Annotated in this window: 22 protein-coding genes and 1 pseudogene; 11 read left to right on the top strand and 12 right to left on the bottom strand. The window is 62.4% G+C overall.

The window, feature by feature from the left end; genetic code table 11:
* Positions 1-15: 15 nt before the first annotated feature.
* The 4 genes and pseudogenes from MUN79_RS29810 to MUN79_RS02400 all read right to left on the bottom strand — a co-directional run.
* The gene (locus tag MUN79_RS29810) at positions 16-300 is read right to left on the bottom strand and encodes a dihydrofolate reductase family protein (RefSeq protein ID WP_262922975.1); all 285 of its coding nucleotides are present in this window, start codon (positions 298-300) and stop codon (positions 16-18) included.
* Positions 219-587 carry a dihydrofolate reductase family protein gene (locus MUN79_RS29805; RefSeq protein ID WP_262922974.1) on the bottom strand — a complete coding sequence of 123 codons (369 nt, stop codon included), beginning with the start codon at positions 585-587 and terminating at the stop codon, positions 219-221. Before MUN79_RS29805 ends, MUN79_RS29810 begins: the two co-directional genes overlap by 82 nt.
* A gap of 142 nt (positions 588-729) precedes the next feature.
* Positions 730-1,749 (bottom strand): zinc ribbon-containing protein, encoded by a 1,020-nt coding sequence (locus MUN79_RS02405; protein WP_244676222.1) that lies wholly within the window; start codon positions 1,747-1,749, stop codon positions 730-732.
* Positions 1,725-2,012: pseudogene (locus MUN79_RS02400) on the bottom strand (TPM domain-containing protein); the annotation flags it as partial. The pseudogene MUN79_RS02400 and the gene MUN79_RS02405, both read right to left, overlap by 25 nt.
* 498 nt (positions 2,013-2,510) lie before the next feature.
* Between MUN79_RS02400 and MUN79_RS02395 the strand changes: the two are divergent.
* Entirely contained in the window at positions 2,511-2,996 is a 486-nt protein-coding gene (locus tag MUN79_RS02395) for a DUF4468 domain-containing protein (RefSeq protein ID WP_244676220.1), read from the top strand.
* Here the strand turns inward: MUN79_RS02395 and MUN79_RS02390 are convergent.
* The 3 genes from MUN79_RS02390 to MUN79_RS02380 form a co-directional block, all read right to left on the bottom strand.
* Entirely contained in the window at positions 2,961-4,697 is a 1,737-nt protein-coding gene (locus tag MUN79_RS02390) for an FAD-binding dehydrogenase (protein ID WP_244676219.1), read from the bottom strand. The genes MUN79_RS02395 and MUN79_RS02390 overlap by 36 nt on opposite strands.
* A gap of 112 nt (positions 4,698-4,809) precedes the next feature.
* On the bottom strand, positions 4,810-6,240 hold the full coding sequence (locus tag MUN79_RS02385) for a hypothetical protein (RefSeq protein ID WP_244676218.1): 1,431 nt from the start codon (positions 6,238-6,240) through the stop codon (positions 4,810-4,812).
* A gap of 14 nt (positions 6,241-6,254) precedes the next feature.
* Positions 6,255-6,476: a hypothetical protein gene (locus MUN79_RS02380; RefSeq protein WP_244676217.1), complete on the bottom strand. Its 222-nt coding sequence runs from the start codon at positions 6,474-6,476 to the stop codon at positions 6,255-6,257.
* A gap of 179 nt (positions 6,477-6,655) precedes the next feature.
* Here MUN79_RS02380 and MUN79_RS02375 point away from each other — a divergent pair, with 179 nt between their 5' ends.
* The 5 genes from MUN79_RS02375 (at position 6,656) to MUN79_RS02355 (ending at position 10,072) form a co-directional block, all read left to right on the top strand.
* Complete coding sequence (locus MUN79_RS02375) at positions 6,656-7,918, top strand: S41 family peptidase (protein ID WP_244676216.1); 1,263 nt, start codon at positions 6,656-6,658, stop codon at positions 7,916-7,918.
* A gap of 78 nt (positions 7,919-7,996) precedes the next feature.
* Complete coding sequence (locus MUN79_RS02370; RefSeq protein ID WP_244676215.1) at positions 7,997-8,584, top strand: YdeI/OmpD-associated family protein; 588 nt, start codon at positions 7,997-7,999, stop codon at positions 8,582-8,584.
* Positions 8,585-8,760: 176 nt separating this feature from the next.
* Complete coding sequence (locus MUN79_RS02365) at positions 8,761-9,141, top strand: hypothetical protein (RefSeq protein ID WP_244676214.1); 381 nt, start codon at positions 8,761-8,763, stop codon at positions 9,139-9,141.
* A 149-nt stretch (positions 9,142-9,290) separates the two neighbouring features.
* Positions 9,291-9,707, top strand: a complete 417-nt coding sequence (locus MUN79_RS02360; RefSeq protein ID WP_244676213.1) for a hypothetical protein — start codon at positions 9,291-9,293, stop codon at positions 9,705-9,707.
* A gap of 77 nt (positions 9,708-9,784) precedes the next feature.
* Complete coding sequence (locus MUN79_RS02355) at positions 9,785-10,072, top strand: hypothetical protein (protein ID WP_244676212.1); 288 nt, start codon at positions 9,785-9,787, stop codon at positions 10,070-10,072.
* Between the two features lie 110 nt (positions 10,073-10,182).
* Here the strand turns inward: MUN79_RS02355 and MUN79_RS02350 are convergent, their stop codons facing one another.
* Entirely contained in the window at positions 10,183-10,362 is a 180-nt protein-coding gene (locus tag MUN79_RS02350) for a hypothetical protein (RefSeq protein ID WP_244676211.1), read from the bottom strand.
* Here MUN79_RS02350 and MUN79_RS02345 point away from each other — a divergent pair.
* Positions 10,354-10,851: a hypothetical protein gene (locus MUN79_RS02345; RefSeq protein WP_244676210.1), complete on the top strand. Its 498-nt coding sequence runs from the start codon at positions 10,354-10,356 to the stop codon at positions 10,849-10,851. The two genes, MUN79_RS02350 and MUN79_RS02345, sit on opposite strands and share 9 nt — an antisense overlap.
* 74 nt (positions 10,852-10,925) lie before the next feature.
* On the opposite strand, the gene MUN79_RS02340 is transcribed toward MUN79_RS02345, so the two are convergent.
* From MUN79_RS02340 to MUN79_RS02330, 3 genes are all read right to left on the bottom strand, one after another.
* Positions 10,926-11,300 carry a DUF805 domain-containing protein gene (locus MUN79_RS02340; RefSeq protein WP_244676209.1) on the bottom strand — a complete coding sequence of 125 codons (375 nt, stop codon included), beginning with the start codon at positions 11,298-11,300 and terminating at the stop codon, positions 10,926-10,928.
* 184 nt (positions 11,301-11,484) lie between these two features.
* Positions 11,485-12,486, bottom strand: coding sequence for a 23S rRNA (adenine(1618)-N(6))-methyltransferase RlmF (rlmF, locus tag MUN79_RS02335; RefSeq protein WP_244676208.1), 1,002 nt, complete (start codon positions 12,484-12,486; stop codon positions 11,485-11,487).
* 158 nt (positions 12,487-12,644) lie between these two features.
* Positions 12,645-13,142, bottom strand: coding sequence for a cold-shock protein (locus MUN79_RS02330; protein ID WP_244676207.1), 498 nt, complete (start codon positions 13,140-13,142; stop codon positions 12,645-12,647).
* 240 nt (positions 13,143-13,382) lie between these two features.
* Here MUN79_RS02330 and MUN79_RS02325 point away from each other — a divergent pair, with 240 nt between their 5' ends.
* Entirely contained in the window at positions 13,383-14,045 is a 663-nt protein-coding gene (locus tag MUN79_RS02325) for a T-complex 10 C-terminal domain-containing protein (protein ID WP_244676206.1), read from the top strand.
* Positions 14,046-14,305: 260 nt separating this feature from the next.
* On the opposite strand, the gene MUN79_RS02320 is transcribed toward MUN79_RS02325, so the two are convergent.
* Positions 14,306-15,637, bottom strand: a complete 1,332-nt coding sequence (locus MUN79_RS02320) for an alpha/beta hydrolase family protein (RefSeq protein WP_244676205.1) — start codon at positions 15,635-15,637, stop codon at positions 14,306-14,308.
* Positions 15,638-15,883: 246 nt separating this feature from the next.
* On the opposite strand from MUN79_RS02320, the gene MUN79_RS02315 reads away from it, so the two are divergent.
* The 3 genes from MUN79_RS02315 to MUN79_RS02305 are packed head-to-tail and all read left to right on the top strand — an operon-like array spanning position 15,884 to position 17,357.
* Positions 15,884-16,090: a hypothetical protein gene (locus tag MUN79_RS02315; protein ID WP_244676204.1), complete on the top strand. Its 207-nt coding sequence runs from the start codon at positions 15,884-15,886 to the stop codon at positions 16,088-16,090.
* Positions 16,091-16,113: 23 nt separating this feature from the next.
* On the top strand, positions 16,114-16,428 hold the full coding sequence (locus MUN79_RS02310) for a hypothetical protein (RefSeq protein ID WP_244676203.1): 315 nt from the start codon (positions 16,114-16,116) through the stop codon (positions 16,426-16,428).
* Positions 16,425-17,357: a hypothetical protein gene (locus MUN79_RS02305; protein WP_244676202.1), complete on the top strand. Its 933-nt coding sequence runs from the start codon at positions 16,425-16,427 to the stop codon at positions 17,355-17,357. The genes MUN79_RS02310 and MUN79_RS02305 overlap by 4 nt, the downstream gene beginning before the upstream one ends.
* Positions 17,358-17,452: the final 95 nt, after the last annotated feature.

The following is a 17,452-nucleotide window of genomic DNA, read 5'->3' as shown; positions in this document are numbered from 1 at the left end:
GAGTAGGAAAACGGCTTAGCCGCGGACGGGCTCGTAGTGCTGGGCCACGATGCCGCAGGCAAAAGCCGTGGACTTCACCAACGTCAGGCCCAGGGGCCGCTCCAGACCCTGAAAGATACTGAGGCCGCGGCCAATAGCCACGGGGTTGACGAACAGGTGCAACTCATCAACCAGGCCAGCCCCAAGCAAGCCCGATACGAACGTGGCCCCGCCGTAGGCTATGATGTCCTGGCCGGCCCGCTGCTTGAGCTGGGTGATTTCGGCGGCCAGCTCCCGGTGGCCAGTATCGTGTTGGCCCACGGCGACTCGCGCAGGGTGCGGGAAAAAACGACCTTGGGCGTAGCCGTGAATTTCTGGCCGGCCGCGTAATCCGGGGCTTCGGGGTTGGCGGCCACGCCGGCCCAGTGGGGAATAAAACCCTCAGCCAGTTTGCGGCCCAGCACGATGCAGTCGACCGGGTCGGTCAGAGCCTGCACGTAGCCGAGCAGGGCCTCATCCCAGTTGAAGGTCATCCAGTCCATTTCTCCGTTGGGGCCGCCGATAAACCCGTCGACGGTTATTTGCACCTGGAGCTTGAGTTTGCGCATGGTTGGTTGGTAGTTGGTTAAAGCCTGAGTCTGGTGAAAGCCAAAGATAAATGCCGCTCTACCCACCGCAGCAGGCCAAATGCGCCAACCAACGGGCCTTTTGCGACATATTTCCGGGCCTTGCTCCCTGCCAAGCCCGCCGCTACCAGCTGCTGCCCGCCCCGCCGCCGCCGGAGCTGCCCCCGCTGCTGGACGATGACGAGGAGCCCCCGGAGGAAAAAGAGGAGCCGCCCGACGAGGAGGAACTCGACGAAGACAGCTTGGAAGTAGTGTAGCGCACTTTCTTGACGTGGCGGCAGAAGGCGCACTCGTGCACGTGCCAGCCCCAGCCGCCGTGCGAAGTAGTGGCAGCCTGCATTTCCTCATCGGGCTGGGGCTGAAAGGTGCGGTGGTGGCACTCCGGGCAGGGCTCCGCGTCGGTGCTCAGGTTGGCGTAGTCGAGCGTAATCTGGTGGTGGCAGCCGGGGCAGTGCCACACGTCATAGTCCACGGCTTCAATCAACTCTTCCGTGACTTGCCCGGGCTGCAGGGCGTGGTCGTCTTGCAGCTCGTCGAGGCGGTACATGGGCGCGGCGCAGGCGGGACAGTCGTAGGGCTCCTCGCGCAAGGCCGCCAGGCGGCGCTGGTAGCGGGGCCAGTACCAGGCCAGGCCCAGCGGAAACAGGAAGCGCAGCCAGCCCAGGCCGTAGTGGGTTTCGTTGAGAAACGTATAGCGGGCGTGGCGGCTCTTACGGGCGTAGCCGCGGGCCAGCTCTTGGTTTACAAGCAGCAGGTAGCCGTGGACATACAGCAGGGGCCAGGCGTAGCTCAGGGCCATAAACAGGGCCGGAGGCAAAGCCCAGTCTAGGTGTACAGTCAGAAACAGCAAGCCCAGAATCAGCACCAGGCCCAAGCTTAGAATCAGGTGGGAGGACTTGAGGCCCTTGGTGCCCAGCCACAGATACAGCACCAGCAGCACCAGAAAGCCCACGGCCACCATTACTCCCACAGTTTCACCGTCGCCCCAGGCGTTGAAGCTCCGCTGCACCATGATTTCGCTTAGCTGCTCCGAATCTGTGCCGGCCAGGCCCAGGGCCGGGAGCTGCTGGGCTGCCAGGGAGTCGGGCAGCTCGCTGCGGCCGGTGTTGAGCTGGCGGATCAGGGCGGCCACGCCCTGGCGCACGGCCTCGTCGTACTGCCCTCGCGCAGGTAAGGCACCATGTAGCGCTGCTGAATGCGGAAGCACACCACGTCGGGCACGTCGGCCTCCAGCCCATAGCCGGTTTCAAACTCCACCCGGTGCTGGTCGTCCACGAGCAGCATCAGCAGGCCGTTGTTCTTCTCCCTGTCCCCGATTTTCCAACGGTTAAACAGCGTGGTGGCGGCCGTTTTGGGCACTTCTTCCCCAATGCTGCGCGTGAGCACCACGTCGATGTGGGCCCGGCCGGCCTGGTCGAGGGGCGCAGCGTGGCATTGAGTTCCAGCACCGTGGCAGGCTGCAGCAGGTGGTCGGGGTCACTGACGTAGCTTTCCCCAGGGTTTTAGGGTCCGGAATCCGGATAAGGTACTCCGCATCCTGGGCGTAGACCACGCGGCTGACCGGGCCGAGCAGAAGCAAAAGCAGCAGAAAGCGGGTCAGAGGGCAGCGCAGGGGCATAACGGCTAGGAAGGAGTTGGCCGGCCAAAGAAAAGCATATCCGGCTTACTTACCCGCTCTTGCAGGGGCGGACCGCGTTGGCCTCACCTGACCACAATTGGCTTAAGGACTTGGCCGGAGTGTTAGCTGTAAGTTGGTATAGTTCAATCCAGGCAATTCGCTTATGCTTGCTTTCTTCTCCGGTCAACGGCCGGTATAGGGTATTTGGGTAATAAAAAACTAGCACTGGCTATAGAGAATGGGTGTAATACGTTTTGCGGGATTAACTTTTATTGTATTTTTCGGGAATGAAGAAACTCTACTTACTGATTGCGTTGCTAATTCTGTCTTTTTCGGCTACGGCGCAAAAATACCATTTCAAGGGTCTGGGGAATTTCCCCTACGACAGTACCACCCACAAAGTGAAGTACGTCGAAGTCATCGATGCGCCCGGCAGCAGCCCTGCCGACCTATACCGGCGTGCCCGGCAGTGGCTCACGGCCAAAAACGGGCAGGTAACCCTGGGCACCCTGATTGACGAGCCGGAGCGGGGCAAGCTGCGCGGGCGCCTGGCGCTGCTGGGGCCCCGGCAGCCTTTCCGGGCCATCTTCGTGTTTGAGGTGCGCGACGGCCAGCTCCTGTGCAGCATCACCGACTTCACCGCCTCCATGGACGGCATGACCCTGGAAAAGATTGCCGCCCGGGGTGGCCGCAAAATGGACGAGCTGCTGGTGCAGCACGATGCCCTGTTCCGGGAGTCACTGGCCAGCCTGCGCAAGACCGTGCTGCAGTAGCCATTCTCTGCTAACTACGGCTCGCGGGTAGGTTGCCTGAGCGCTACCCCAGCACCTCGGCCACGGCCTGGCCGGCAATGCGGCCCGAGTACAAGCAGCCGCCCAGGAAAGTGCCTTCCAGGGCCCGGTAGCCGTGCATGCCGCCCCGCCGAAGCCCGCAATTTCGCCCGCGGCGTACAGGCCCGGAATCGGCTGGCCGGCAGAGCCCAGCACCCGGCCCGACAGGTCGGTTTCCAGGCCGCCGAGGCTTTTGCGGGTAATGACGTGCAGGCGCACCGCAATCAGCGGGCCCTTGGTGGGGTCGAGCAGCTTGTGGGGCGGGGCCGTGCGAATGAGCTTGTCGCCGAGGTAGTTGCGGGCCCCGCGGATGGCCGTAATCTGGGCGTCTTTACTGAAGGGGTTGTCGAGCTGCAAATCCCGGGCCCGCACTTCCTGCTCCACCTGGGCGTAGTCGAGCAGGTTTTCGCCGCTTAGCTCGTTCATGGCCTGCACCAGCTCGGGCAGGGTGTTGCGCACCAGAAAGTCGGCGCCGTACTGCTTGAAGGCTTCCACCGGGGCCGGGGCGCCCTTGCCAAAAGCCCGGCCCAGGGTTTGCCGCCAGCTTTTGTTGGTCAAATCCGGATTTTGCTCCGAGCCCGACAAGGCAAACTCGTGGCGGATGATTTTCTGGGTTAGAATAAACCAGCTGTAGTCGTAGCCGGTCTGCCGCAGGTGCTTCAGGGTGCCCAGCGTATCGAAGCCGGGGTACAAAGGGCCGGGCAGGCGGCAGCCCCGGGCATCAAGCCACAAGGAGGAGGGCCCGGGCAGAATCCGGATGCCGTGCCGGGGCCAGATAGGGTTCCAGTTCTGTACGCCTTCCACGTAGTGCCACATCCGGTCCTCGTTGATGACGTGGCCGCCGGCCATCTGGGTGATGCCCAGCATGAGGCCATCTACGTGCTCGGGCACGCCCGAAAGCATGTGCGCTGGCGGCGGCCCGAGGCGGGCGGGCCAGTTGCGGCGCACCAGCTCGTGGTTGGCCCCGATGCCGCCGGCCGTGACGATAACCGCCCGTGCCCGAAAGGCAAAATCCCCCACGACTACCCGGGACGTGCTGGCGCCCCGCTCGGCCGCGCTGGGTTCCAGCACTTCGCCCCGGGCTCCTGTTACCACGCCGTTTTTCACGGTCAGCTCGGTCACGCGGTGGCGGAATTTAAGCGTGACCAGGCCCTTTTTTACGGCTTCCCGCACCCGGTACGAGAACGGGGCCACTACGCCCGTGCCGGTGCCCCAGGCCACGTGGAAGCGGGGCACCGAGTTGCCGGGGCCGCGGGCGCCGTAGCCGCCGCGCTCGGCCCAGCCCACCACCGGAAACAGCTTAATACCCATTTGCTGCAGCCAGCTGCGCTTTTCGCCGGCGGCCCAGCCCACGTAAGCCTCGGCCCAGCGCCGGGGCCACAGGTCCTCGGGCCGGTCGAAGTCGGCGTTGCCCAGCCAGTCGGACAGGGCCAGCTCGTAGGAGTCGCGGATGCGCATGCGGCGCTGCTCGGGCGAGTCGACCAGAAACAGGCCGCCAAACGACCAGAAGGCCTGCCCACCCATGTTCTGCTCGGGTTCCTGGTCGAGCAGCAGCACACTTTTGCCCGCAGCGGCCAGCTCTGCCGCCGCCACCAGGCCAGCCAGGCCGGCCCCAATTATCAGTACATCGGCTTCGGTTTGCATACGCAGCTAGCTAAAACCGCCCCGGGCGGCACATGAACGTGGGAGAATTGCCTTCTGTAGCGAATATATCCATTCTGCGGCAGCCGCACCCTGGGCCACTAGCTACCCGGGTTTAGGTTTTCTGAATCAGCCGGAAGCCGTCCTTGGTCACCTGGTACTGCTGGCCCTGAATGGTAATAACCTGGCCGTCGAGGAGCTTGCTCAGATCCAGAATGTCGCCCTCAATGGTGTGGAGGGAAAAGCCGTGCTTGCGGGCCAGGGCCAGGTACTTGGGGTTGATGTAGTCGTGCACGCCGCAGAGGATGATGCGCACGTGGGCGGTGGTGTTCTTCAGCAGCTTGGTGTCGCGGGGGAAGGTGTAGTTGTCGGCAATCAGGATAACGTCGGTGGAGTCAGAGGTGAGCTGCCGGGCGTAGAGTACCGCCTCAATGTCGTTTTCGGGCGCGTCGCCGCCCCCGCCGCCCTTCATGGCCTCGATAAGCTTGTTCTTGGTGGCCTCGTAGCTGTCGGTGCGCACGTGGTAGAGGCCGCCGGTTTTGCCGACTTTTTTCTGCTTGTCGGGCGTGTCGTTGCCGTCGTTGAAGAACACGAAGGTTTTCTCGTCCTGCAGGGTGTTCAGCTGCAGCCAGGCCAGCAGGTCGTAGGTGTAGGGAAACATGCTGCCCGTTACGTCGGTCACCACTACTTCCTTGGTCCACTCGGGGTGGCGGCGCATCACCTGGTTTACCACGTTGGCGTCGGCGGGCAGGGGCGGCTCGGTGGCTGCGGTCGTATCGGTGGAAGCCAGCAGCTCGCCGGCCTTGGTCATGCGAGCCTCGCAGTAGTCGCGCTTGTTCTTTTTCTTCAGAAATACCCGGTAGAGGCGGGCGGCCGAGTCGGTCAGGGCAAAGTTGGTAATGGCCAGGTCGGGCTTGCCAAACACCTGAAACGGGCCCATGGGCAAACGCACGGCTCCTTTGACCTGGAAGGCAAACATGCGGCGGTTGATGGGAAAGCCCGAGGTAAAGGTCACGCTCTGGCGCAGGGCTTCCTCCAGCTCGGCCTGGCAGAAGGGCGCGCCGGTGGTGGGCTGCAAGCGCACCTGCTGGGTGTTGCCCTTGGCGTCCACGGTCAGCTGAAACCTGACAATCTGGGGCGCGCGCTGGGCGCACTGGTAGGTGCGGTGCAGGCGGCGGGCCATCTGCCGCACCGTAAAGCGGGAGAAAGGCAGGTTGCAGGGCACCTTCTTGCCCTGGGTCTTCTTGGCCGTTTTGGGCTTCTTCTTTTCCAGGATGCGCAGCTTGCGCGTCAGGCTGTCTACCTCGGCCCGGCTGCTGGCGGCGGTGTAGTGCTTGGCCACGTACACCACGAAGCCGTGAAAAAACGGTTGGCAGGCGCTGGGACTGTTGCAGCCGGTTTGCTCCACCAGCGTCCAGGTAACCGACTCATCCTGGAGCAAGCCGGGCAGGGAAGCGGCCAAATTGCGGATGCGGCTCAGGTTGAGCTGGCGTTGGTCGAAGGTCGGGTTCAGGCGAAAGGCGGTATACACCAAGTCAATGCGCACGATGTGGCGCTCGTTCAGGTGCAGGGCCCGCAGGTCGGCCCCGAGAAGCTGGAAGGCAGCCGCAAAGCTTCTAGGTCGGGCAGGGGCTGGTACTGAGTGGTGCGGTAGGCGTTGAGTTGGTCGTAAAAGGTGTTCAGCTCGGGCTCAGTCGGGGTAGTTTGGGCACGGGCCGTAGAAGAAAGGAGCAGCAGGAGCAACAGGTAGCCGAGAACAGCACGAGGCAATAAGGGCAGCATCAGGATAAGCTAAAGTCAGGATCAGGACCCAAAATACAGCTTTAACGCCAGGTGGCCGGCGGTATTTTAGCCGACCTGCTTACCCGCGCCCCCGGCAACTACGGCTGAGCCGGAGGCGGCAATGCCCGGCGCATGTTGTACCTATGCGGCGCGGGGCCCCGTTGGCTCCGCCTGTTGCTATGCTACGCTTTATTCTACGCCTGTTTTTCCTGGTCTTATTGGCTCTGCCCAACCCGCTTCGGGCCCAGCCAACGCCGCTCACCCCCGCCCAGTACCAGGAAGACTTCGACTATTTCTGGACCACCGTCGACGAGAACTACTGCTACTTCGACAAAAAGCAGACCGACTGGGCCAGGGTGCGCACGTTGTACGCGGCCCAGCTACCGGGCGTCAGCACCTGGGCGCAGTTTGTGCGCCTGCTCGAAAATGCCCTCAACGAGCTCTACGACAACCACGCCAGCCTCTGGACCAACCTGCCCGACTCGCGCCGGCTGCTGCCCTCGGGCGCCGACGCCTGGGTGCAGTTTCAGCAGGGCAAGGCCGTGGTGGTAGCCGTGCGCGCCGGCTTCGGGGCCGAGCGGGTGGGGCTGCGGCCGGGCATGGAGCTGCTGGCCGTCAACGACGTGCCAGTGGAACAGGCCCTGCGGCCGTTACTGGGGCGCAGTTTGAAGACCGTGGACGAAGCCGCCCGCGAAGTCGCCCTCAACCAAGTGCTGGCCGGCACCCACAACCAGACCCGCAAGCTGACGGTGCGGGCCCAGGGTAAAAAGCGGGACTTGTACCCCGATCAACCCACGGCTCAGCTGGAAAACATCCGCTACGCCGGCCTGCTGGAAAGCCGGCAGATCGGGACGGTGGGCTACATCCGTATCAATAACAGCCTGGGCAACAACGCGCTGATGGCAGCCTTCGACAGCGCCCTGACCCGCCTGAGCGCCACCACCGGCCTGGTGCTGGACCTGCGCGAGACTCCGGGCGGCGGCAACACCACCGTGGCCCGGGCTCTGATGGGCCGCCTCATTACCCGGGAGCAACCTTACCAGCGTCACGAGCAGCCGGCCGAGGTTCGGAATTTTGGCGTCCGGCGCAGTTGGGTGGAGCTGGTGTCGCCCCGCCCGGAGTCCTACACCCGGCCCGTGGTGGTGCTGGTGGGCCGCTGGACGAGTAGCATGGGGGAGGGCATCACCATCGGGCTGGAGTCGATGGGGCGGGCCACGATTGTCGGAACGGAAATGGCCCGGCTCAACGGGTCGATTATGTCGTATCGGCTGCCGCACTCGGGCTTCGGCTTCAATATTCCCACTGAGCGGCTTTACCGGGTAGACGGCCTGCCCCGGGAAGACTTCGTGCCCGCCGAGCGCCCCGAGCCGGCCGCCCCGGCCGGCACCGATGCGGCTCTGGAAAAAGCCCTGCGCCTGCTCCAAGCCCCGACCAAGCCCTAGCCTGAAGTACCCGGGCCAGCCAACAAAAAGCATGGCTGGCTACCAATTTTTACAAAGCCTAACTCCTATATTACCTGTATGGCCCGCCCCGATTCCTACGCTCAGCTGCACCCCGCCACCCGCGCCGAATGGCGGCAGTGGCTGACCGACAATCACACCAGCAGTCCGGGCGTGTGGCTGGTGTACTACAAGAAGGAATCCGGGCAGCCGCGCCTGAGCTACGCCGCGTCGGTGGAAGAAGCCCTGTGCTTCGGCTGGATCGACTCGCACCCGCGCCGCCTCGATGCCGACCGGAGCGCCTTGCTTTTTACGCCGCGTAAGCCCCGCAGCGGGTGGAGCAAAGTCAACAAGGAGCGGCTGGTAGAACTCGAACAGGCCGGCCTGCTGCAGCCCGCCGGCCTGGCTGCCATAGCCCGGGCCAAGGAAAACGGCTCCTGGGAAAGCCTCGACGCGGCCGAAGCCGGCACCGTACCCGCCGACCTGGCCGCAGCTCTGGCGGCCGAGCCCACCGCCGAGCAGCACTTTCGGGCCTTTTCGCCCTCGTCTCGGAAGATGATTCTGACCTGGGTACTGGCTGCCAAACGTCCCGAAACCCGGGCCCGGCGCATCGCCGAAACCGTGCGCCTGGCTGCCCTGAACAAGCGCGCCAACTTCGACCGGGAGTAAGCCGGCCAGTAGCTGCAAGTCATTTGTAAGAAGCGGGAAGCCGGAGGTGTTGCGCCTGCGCCGGAAGCCTGCAGGCGGCCAGTTGCGTAGAAAGTCTGAACAGCCATCCAGGCTGCTGCCCCGGCCCCATGTGTAGCTTCCCAACCCTTTCGCGGTACGTCGCGTTTCTCGGCGCCTTGCTGCTCTGGCCAGCGCTGGCCCAGGCCGGGGAGAAGGACGTAAAGGCGTCGTTTCTACTGGTGGGTGGCATTGGGGGCGTTTTTATCGGGGCCGGCATTTACGCCGGGCTGCTGGCACTGGCCGCCATGTGGGGAAAGCGGCCGGCAGTGCGGGCTGGTGTCTTCGGGCTGGCCATTGGCATTTACCTGTATATCGAGTACTGGTCGTGTTACTTTCTGGCCATTGCCACCCGGTTTTTGCGCACCCGGCGGATGCGCTACGAGTTCGGGGAGCTGACCCCGCTGCTGACCTGGACGCTAATAGGCCTTGCTGTCTGGGCTGCCGCCGGACTCGTACTAGCTCGGCGTCTGGCCCGCGGCCGGGGTCAGCTGCGCTAAACAGAAAGTGCCGGGCGCAAACTAAGCCGCAGCGGAAACCTTCCTGGCTTTCCCCTCGAATACCCTAGTTCATCCGTGGAGCTCTGGCGCTGGCCGGGGCGCTGCGGCTCTACCATCCTCGTTTTCGGCCCTGCTATACTCTGCGCTCCATGTCCAAGCACAAAAAGAAGCATTCCAAAAAAGATGGAGTGTCGGAAGACCTTCTCGATACCGCCGCGCTGTCCATCAAGAAATACCGGAAGGTGACCAACGAAATCAGCAAGCTGAGCCCGGGTCAGAAGCTGGTAGGCGGCGCCATGCTGCTGGCCGCTGGCTATTTCTACCTCGATAAAGTCCGCAACGACGGGCCCGACTCTTTGTTTTCCGGTCTGGGAGCCTTGCTGCCGGGCGGGCCCAAGCCGGGCCAGCTGTTTGCCTCTGCTGCCGACAAAGACGACGAGGACGATGAGGAACCTGCCAGCCCAAAGGCCGCCTTGCCCCGCAAAAGCCGCAAGCACCCCAAAGCCGGCAAGGCACCGGGTAGCTTCGGCCGCAAGCCCGCCGCCAGTCCCGATGATGACCTGTAGCACCCGTAGTGCCCGGCCCTGACTGCAGTTGTACGTCAGCCCCAGGCAATCTGCCTTTTCACTTCTAAGCCTTACTCATGAAAAAGAACAAGCAAACCAAAGTTAAAACCAAAGCCAAACCTGGTAAGAAAAAGTCCTTGTTGGGCGGGGCGGCCAAGTCGCTCAAAAAGCTGGGCCGCGGCAGTGTAGGCAAGCTGAGCACGACTCAGAAAGTGGTGGGTGGCACGGCCCTGGTGGCCCTGGGCCTGAGCTACCTGGCCAACCGGCGCAAGGCTGCTGCCGTTGGCGCGGCCGCTTCTACCTCCGCCGATACGGACGCCAACACCGGCGAAGTCCTGAACGGGACCGAGGGCGCTACCATTTAGTACCTACCGTTTCCTAACCGCGCGGCTGATGCTTCTTACGGAGCTTAGCCGCGCTTTTTTTGCCCTGTTACTCCCCAGGCTCAGGCCAGCCGACAGAGCCGCCATCTGCTTCAGTAACGCAGTAGTACTGCGCCGCCGCGCTGATGCTCCCAGCCTAACGCCAGAAAAAGCAGCCGGCCAGTCCCCAGTAAGTACACGTACAGCCAGGATGGTGGGGCCACCTTGAGCAGGGTAAAGGCAAGAAGGAATTCCGTGCTGGAAATCTGGCCCTGCCGAAGCACGTGAAGCACCGGTGGCCGCTGCTGCCCGGCAACCTTAGGAGCCGACCCTGCGAATACCGGCAGGAGCCGGTGCCGGTAGCGGCGGGCCTCTCCAACCTGATTCCACCTTTCCCCACGACTATGGCTAAAGACAAAAAGAAGTCCTCGAAAAAGGGCAAAGACAGCAAATCCGACAACGTGCTGGACGGCGCGTTTCAGGCCCTGCGCAAGTTTCGCAAGGCTACCCGCTCGGTGGGCAAGCTCACCACCGGCCAGAAGGTAGTGGGCGGGGTAGCCCTGCTGGCCGCGGGCCTGACGTACCTGGCCAAAAAGCATGCGGAAGACGAAGCCGCCAACAAGGCCCTGCCCGGTGCCGAAGCCGCCGAAGCGGCCCTGGCCAGCCTCTCGGAGCCTGCTGCACCTGAGGCTCCTGACGCTCCCAGCCCTAGCGCTGATGAGGTGGCCAATGAGCCCCAGGGCCAGATGCGGGTAGTAAGCAAATCCAAGAAGCGCCGGTAAAGCCTGTACACAAAAAAAGCGGCCAACCGGGAAAGGTTGGCCGCTTTTTTTGTGCGGAGTGGAGAGCGTATTGACTAGACAGCCACGGCGCTGCCTTTGGGGTCGGGGCCGTACTGGTTGGGCCCCTGGGTGCCCTCGGTGCAGGCCAGCACCAGCAGCCAAATCGCGCCCACAAGTGGGATGAACACGATCAGCCAAAACCAGCCGCTTTTGTTGACGTCGTGCAGGCGCCGCACGCCCAGGGCTAGGCCGGGCAGAAATAGGCCCAGAGTAACCAGCGCCGAAACCATGCCGCTGCCGTACTCGAAACCAGTGCCCAGTATGCCATCCACAATGGCAGCAGCAATACCAATTAAGACTTGGAACAGGACGAACATCCAGTATTCCTTGCGCCGGGCGCGGCCTGTGAAAACGGCGTATTTTCGCAGAGCTTGTAAGAAGTATTCCATGCGTACTAAAGGATAACAGTTCCTACTCGTAAGGCTTTTCGGCAACGCCCCGTTTTTGAAGTGGGTTCTGAACTCCACTGCCGCTGCGGCCCAAAAGTGCCTCCAAAGGCAGGAGACGCTGTTTTGAGCCGCAAGGCCCGGGCAAGATAAGCAGTACCGTCAAGCTAAATAGCAGAAAGGCTATTTATTTAACATGCCCGCTTTCGGGTACAGTTGGTACTGGCGCCGGACCTGCCTGCCAGCGCCGCTGCCGCCACTGCTGCTGTTGCTCTGGGTTCAGGAAGGTCCAAGCCACGATGCGGCTCACTTTCTGGCCCTGGCTCATGCCGATGGTGCGCACCTCAACGGCCCCGCGTTTCTCCAGGGTTTTGTAGAGGCCCGGCAGGGTTTCCTTCTTCGAAATCAGGGTCGAAAACCACAGGCAGTTGTGGCGCTGCAGGGCGCTTTCCTCGGCCATGCGCCAGGTGAAAGTGGCCTCGCCGCCCTCGTACCACAGTTCGTTCGACTGCCCCCCAAAGTTCGGAACTGGCTTGGTGCCCAGGTTTTGGGTTTTGCGCCGGTTGGCTGCCTCGGCCTCGGCCGCAGAGGCATGAAAGGGCGGGTTGCACATGGTCAGGTCGAACAGCTCGTTGGCCTTCACGATGCCGCTGAAAATGTCGGAAGCCCGGGGCTGCAGGCGGCAGTCGATGGCGCCAGAAAGGCCGGGGTTGCTGGCCACAATCTGCTTGGCTACCCGAATAGCTACCGGGTCGACGTCGGAGCCCACGAAGCGCCAGCCGTACTCCCGGTGCCCGATAATGGGGTAGATGCAGTTGGCACCTACGCCCACGTCGAGCACCCGCACGCGCTTGCCGGTGGGTACCTCGCCGCCGTTGGTTTTGGCCAGCAGGTCGGCCAAGTAGTGCACATAATCGGCCCGCCCTGGAATGGGCGGGGCCAGGTAGCCAGCCGGAATATCCCAGTGCGGCACGTGGTAAAACTGCCGCAGCAACGCCTTATTGAGCGTCTTGACGGCCTCGGGGTTGGCAAAGTCCAAGGACTCGTCGCCGAACGGATTGGGAGCCACAAACTGCGCTAGCTCGGGCGTGGCGCGCTGCAGGGCGGCAAAGTCGTAGCGGCCCCGGTGGCGGTTGCGCGGGTGCAGGCCGTCTTTTTCGGCGGGCGGGTTGGTGGGCGGTTGGGACATGAGAAACGGAAAAAGCCGGCGGCCCGGAATGGGTGCCGCCGCAAAGCTAGAAAGACCGGGCCGGACTGCCGGGCCGGGAAGCAGGCAAATAAAAAGGCTGAAGCCCGGGAGCTTCAGCCTCTGCAGCTATGATAAAGCGGCCCGCGGGCCGCGAAACATTAGGCGGTAGGAGCGGCAGGTGCCTCGGGAGCAGCGGGCTTCACGGCCAGCTTTACGCCCACGGCCGTAGGTCCTTTCTGGCCCATTTCGACCTCGAACGTTACCTTGTCGTTTTCCTTGATGGGGTTGAGCAGGCCATTGGCGTGCACAAAGATGCTTTCCTGGGTTTCCTGGTCCTTGATGAAACCGTAGCCCTTGGACTCGTTGAAGAAAGCCACCGTGCCCTTGCGAATTGGGTCGTCCTGCTCCATATCTTCCTGCTTGGCCACAGCAATGCGGATGTCCTCGACCTTGATTTCCTGCTTCTTGCGGTTCGGGTCCGGGGGCGTCGAGGAGATGTTGCCAAACTCATCTACGTAGGCCATCATGTCGTCCAGGCTCTGGCCTTTTTTGGCGCTTGCCTGCCGTTCTTCCTTGCGGTCGGCCTTATCGTTCTTCTTCTTTAAGCGTTTTTTTTCGTTTTCCTTTTTGCCAAAGGATGCTTGGGATTTCCCCATATTGGTTCTCGGGTTAGGTGATGACTGCGCTTGCGCCGGGTGAAGGTACACATACGTGGGCGGTGCGTCGGTGAATATAACATATCTGCCGCTATATAAATGCGAAAGTTGAGCACTATTTCCCGCTTAATTCCGTCAAACCCCGCCGTGAGTCATGCCAACCCCGGCCGGACCTCCACCGTACAGCGGCCAAGGGCCATCCAGTAGGCGGGCCCTTTCTCTCACCTATTGCGCTGAACAATGAAAAATACTCTGCTTCTGCTTTCCTGCGTGGCTGCCCTTTCCCTGTGCACCTCCTGCAACCCCGATAAAGCCGCCGCCGTGGATGCGGCCCAAACGCCCTCGGCCGATACAGCCGTGGTCGTAAACAACGACGTGCTCTACCAGGAAGACGGCAACCGGGTGGCCGACATGGTCACCACCGATCTGGGCATTACCGATACGGCCCAGGTGCGGCAGGTGCGCCGCGTGTATTACACCCGCGCCCAGCGTATGGGCGAGCTGAAGTCGCGCTACATCAGCGACACGACCGGGCAGTACGTGGCCATGCGCCAGCTTGATACCGACACGGACAACGAAATCAAGACCGTGTTCAACGATGACAACCGCTACAATACCTACCAGAGCAACCGCCCGCGCTACTACGGCTACGATGATGCCGGCACGGTAACGACGTCCACCGAAACCACCACGACCACCGAAACCGCCGCCCGCCCGGCCCGGCGCACTCCGCGCGGCTCACGCATAGTGGAATACGACCGGGACAAGAACGGGGAAACCAAGATTAAGTACGCCAACGGCAAAACCGTGAAAATCGACGCCGACGGCGACACCAAGGTGGAATACCCCAACGGCACCAAAGTAAAGCGCGACTCCGACGACGGAAAAGTGAAAATCAAGTAGGCCCTCTGGCTGTACTTGCCCGAAAGGCTTCTACCCAAAAGGTGGAAGCCTTTTTTGGGTTTGGGGATACGAAACGTTTATAGTTTAACGGGAAAAAGCGGCTTCATTGAGGTGGGCAAGCAGGCCGATTTGATGCTGGTGGAAGGCAACCCGCTGGAGCAGATTCAGAACCTGCGCCGGGTGAAGCTGGTGGTAAAAGACGGCCGCACCTACGACCCGGGCCAGATGCGCAGCTGGCCGGCTACCAGCCGTAGGCTGCCTCAGGCTTTCTGCTTTCCGTCGAGCCAGTTGAGGATAACGCGCATGAACTCGAAGTTCTTCTCCGGGTTGGCTTGCTCGTCCATGCGCATGGCTTCGGCCATGTCGTGGGCGCGGTTGAAGTGGTGGTCCGTGTCGGGTAGCAGCACGAAGGAGGCGTTGCCCGGGTGGGCGCGGTTTACCACGTCGGCAATCAGCTGGTGGTCGATGGAGTAGGAAATGTAGTCGGAGGCGCCGCGCAAAACCAGCACCGGGGCGTTGAGCTGCTGCCAGTAGGCGGGTAGGTTCAGGTCTTGCCACTGCTGCATGTAAGTGTAGTGCTGCGGAAACGTAAGCACGCGCCGGGCCGCCGGGTATTTGGCCAAGACCTGGGCGGGCGTCTGCTTGTCGGTGAGCAGTAGGTGCAGGGCCGCGCTGTAGGTGCGCAGCAGGCTGTTGATGGAGTCGGCGGGCAGGCCCTGGAGCTGGCTCTGGTTGCGCTTGTTTTCCAGCAGGTACTCGATGAACGTGCGGCTTACGGTGCCGAATACCACCACGCCCTTCAGATTTTCACCCTGGGCCACGAGCGGCGCCATTACCCCACCAATGCTGAAGCCGGTAATAAACACATTCTGCTGATCCACAAAGGGCAGCTGCCGGATGGCGGCCAGTCCCGCCTTGTAGCCGGCTGCCTCACTGAGCAGGTCCGATTCGGCGCAGGGCGTGCCTTTGCTGTCCCCCATGCCGGTTTTATCGACGCGCATAGTAGCGTAGCCGTGGCGGGAAAGGGAGTCGATGATGCGGTTGGTGACGTCGGCGCGGTTGAGCGGGTTGTCTACCGAAAAGCAGCCCACACCCTGAATAAAAAGCACCATCGGCACCTTGGCTTGAGCCGCGCCAGTGGGCCGGGTGATGATGCTGCGCAGCTGGTTGGCCCCGGCCGTGACGCTGGCATACTGCACCTCGTAAAACGGGCTGCTGTCCTTGGGAAAGGCTTTGAACGTAACCGTCTTGCGGATTTTGCGGCCGTTGCGCAGCACCACGAACGGGGCTTTGTCGCCGACTTTGTACTGCCTGAGCTGCCCGACAAACTCGCCCACGTTAGCCCCAACCTCGGTGCTGCCCATTTTCAGAATCACGTCGTTGGGCAGCAGGCCGGCCGCCTGGGCTGAGGACTGAGGCCGCACGCCCCGTACCAGGATGCCATTCTTGTTGGGCAGCTGGTAGCGCTGCTGAATACTGTCGGTGATGCCCTGCAGGTCGATGCCGACGAACACGCGGCGGGGCAGCTGCTGGGCCCGCAGATGGTGAGAGCCAAGAGAAAGAAGCAACAGGATAAGCCCGCGGAGTTTCATGGAAAAACGGTTTGGAAGTAGCTATACATGCCAAATGATGTATATAGCCCGGCCCGGTTGCACTTTCTCACCCGTTCATGTGATGCCGCGCCGGGCCTGAGTCACCGGCAACGTTGCCGACATCGTTTGCATAAAGAAATACCGCCTGGGCCTGCAGCTTGCCTTGACAATTGGGTAATATCAGGGTGCGGTAACGGCGGTCAGCCGGAGTTTTTTGCCGCCCTTCGTTCTGACAACTGCCCCACCATGTTCCCACACGTTTCGAAAAACCAGCTGAGCACCTTGCGGCCGGCCGCCGCTGCCACCTTCCTGCTTACAACTCTGCTGGCCGGTGCCGCGCCGGCCGGGGCGCAGCAGATAGCCTTCCCGGGGCCGAAGGCGCGGGCCGCTTCACCTCGGGCGGGCGGGGCACCACGCAGCAGCCCACCTCGGTTTTCGAAGTCACGAACCTGAACGACGACCAGCAGCCGGGCAGTTTGCGCTACGCCCTGAGTCAGCCCGCCGCGGCCCGCACGGTGGTGTTCCGGGTATCGGGCACCATTCACCTGACTTCCCCGCTCTCCATTGAGCAAAGCAACACCACCATTGCCGGCCAGACCGCGCCCGGAGCCGGCATTTGCCTGGCCGATTATCCGGTGAGCCTGAAAGCCAGCAACGTCATCGTGCGCTTCGTGCGCTTCCGCATGGGCGACAAAAATCAGAACCAAGGCATGGTGCCCGGGGGCGGGGGCGACGATGCCTTCGGGGGGGCTTTCGCCAGAAGCACCTCATTATCGACCATTGCTCGATGAGCTGGAGCACCGACGAGGCTTTTTCGGTGTACGAGTGCGACAGTACCACCCTGCAGTGGAACCTGATCAGCGAGCCGCTCAACTATTCCTACCACTTCGAGAAAGGGGATAAAGACTTCGAGCGTCACGGCTTCGGGGGCATCTGGGGCGGGCAGCACAGCACCATGCACCATAACCTGTTTGCCAGCTGCAACAACCGCACGCCCCGCTTCAACGGCAGCCGCTACACCCATCCGGCGGGCTACGAAAACTGCGACTTCCGCAACAACGTGCTCTACAACTGGGGCGAAAACAACGTGTACGCCGGTGAGGGCGGCAACTACAACATCGTTAATAACTACTACAAATACGGCCCCAGCACCAAGGAAAGCGTGAAAGCCCGGGTGCTCAATCCCTACAAGATCACCGAAGGCAAAAACCTGCTGCCCTATGGCAAGTTTTACCTCAGCGGCAACTACTCCGACGCCAGTGCCGAGGTGACGCGCCATAACTGGCGGGGCGTGACGATGAACAACGGTACCGCCGCCGACACTGTGCTGGCGCAGGCCGCCGCGCCCTTCGACCTGGGCCCCGTGACCACTCAAACCGCCCAGCAGGCCTACGAAGCCGTATTGCAGGGTGCCGGCGCCATCCGTCCCGAGCGCGACACCCTCGACCAGCGCATCATCCGCGACGTGCGCCGCCGCACCGGCCGCCTCATCGACGTGCAGGGCGGCTACGCCCACGGCACACCCTACAGCGTCTCGCAGAAAGCCTGGCCGGAATTGAAGTCTAAACCCGCGCCCACCGATACCGACCACGACGGGATGCCCGACGCCTGGGAAACCAAGCAGAAGCTCAACCCCAAGGACGCCGCCGACCGAAGCAAAACGGCGGCAAATGGCTACACCATGCTGGAAGTGTACCTCAACAGTTTGGTGGGGAAGTAAGGTCAAAGCAAAATGGGCTTTTCGGCTAGCCTGTCTTCTCCGTCTGTCATCCTGAGCAAAGCGAAGGACCTTCCTCCATGTGCTAACAACCATTC

This window comes from Hymenobacter cellulosilyticus (assembly GCF_022919215.1).
In the GTDB taxonomy this organism is placed as follows: Bacteria; Bacteroidota; Bacteroidia; order Cytophagales; family Hymenobacteraceae; genus Hymenobacter; species Hymenobacter cellulosilyticus.
Note: the sequence above shows the minus strand (reverse complement) of the source record. Positions and strands in the feature narration are given on the sequence as shown.

Coding starts and splice junctions, on each gene's coding strand:
- MUN79_RS29805 (WP_262922974.1), bottom strand. CDS start 587: ATGCGCAAACTCAAGCTCCAGGTGCAAATAACCGTCGACGGGTTTATC.
- MUN79_RS02395 (WP_244676220.1), top strand. CDS start 2,511: ATGAAGAAACTCTACTTACTGATTGCGTTGCTAATTCTGTCTTTTTCG.
- MUN79_RS02390 (WP_244676219.1), bottom strand. CDS start 4,697: ATGCAAACCGAAGCCGATGTACTGATAATTGGGGCCGGCCTGGCTGGC.
- MUN79_RS02380 (WP_244676217.1), bottom strand. CDS start 6,476: ATGCTGCCCTTATTGCCTCGTGCTGTTCTCGGCTACCTGTTGCTCCTG.
- MUN79_RS02375 (WP_244676216.1), top strand. CDS start 6,656: ATGCTACGCTTTATTCTACGCCTGTTTTTCCTGGTCTTATTGGCTCTG.
- MUN79_RS02370 (WP_244676215.1), top strand. CDS start 7,997: ATGGCCCGCCCCGATTCCTACGCTCAGCTGCACCCCGCCACCCGCGCC.
- MUN79_RS02360 (WP_244676213.1), top strand. CDS start 9,291: ATGTCCAAGCACAAAAAGAAGCATTCCAAAAAAGATGGAGTGTCGGAA.
- MUN79_RS02355 (WP_244676212.1), top strand. CDS start 9,785: ATGAAAAAGAACAAGCAAACCAAAGTTAAAACCAAAGCCAAACCTGGT.
- MUN79_RS02340 (WP_244676209.1), bottom strand. CDS start 11,300: ATGGAATACTTCTTACAAGCTCTGCGAAAATACGCCGTTTTCACAGGC.
- rlmF (WP_244676208.1), bottom strand. CDS start 12,486: ATGTCCCAACCGCCCACCAACCCGCCCGCCGAAAAAGACGGCCTGCAC.
- MUN79_RS02330 (WP_244676207.1), bottom strand. CDS start 13,142: ATGGGGAAATCCCAAGCATCCTTTGGCAAAAAGGAAAACGAAAAAAAA.
- MUN79_RS02325 (WP_244676206.1), top strand. CDS start 13,383: ATGAAAAATACTCTGCTTCTGCTTTCCTGCGTGGCTGCCCTTTCCCTG.
- MUN79_RS02320 (WP_244676205.1), bottom strand. CDS start 15,637: ATGAAACTCCGCGGGCTTATCCTGTTGCTTCTTTCTCTTGGCTCTCAC.
- MUN79_RS02315 (WP_244676204.1), top strand. CDS start 15,884: ATGTTCCCACACGTTTCGAAAAACCAGCTGAGCACCTTGCGGCCGGCC.
- MUN79_RS02305 (WP_244676202.1), top strand. CDS start 16,425: ATGAGCTGGAGCACCGACGAGGCTTTTTCGGTGTACGAGTGCGACAGT.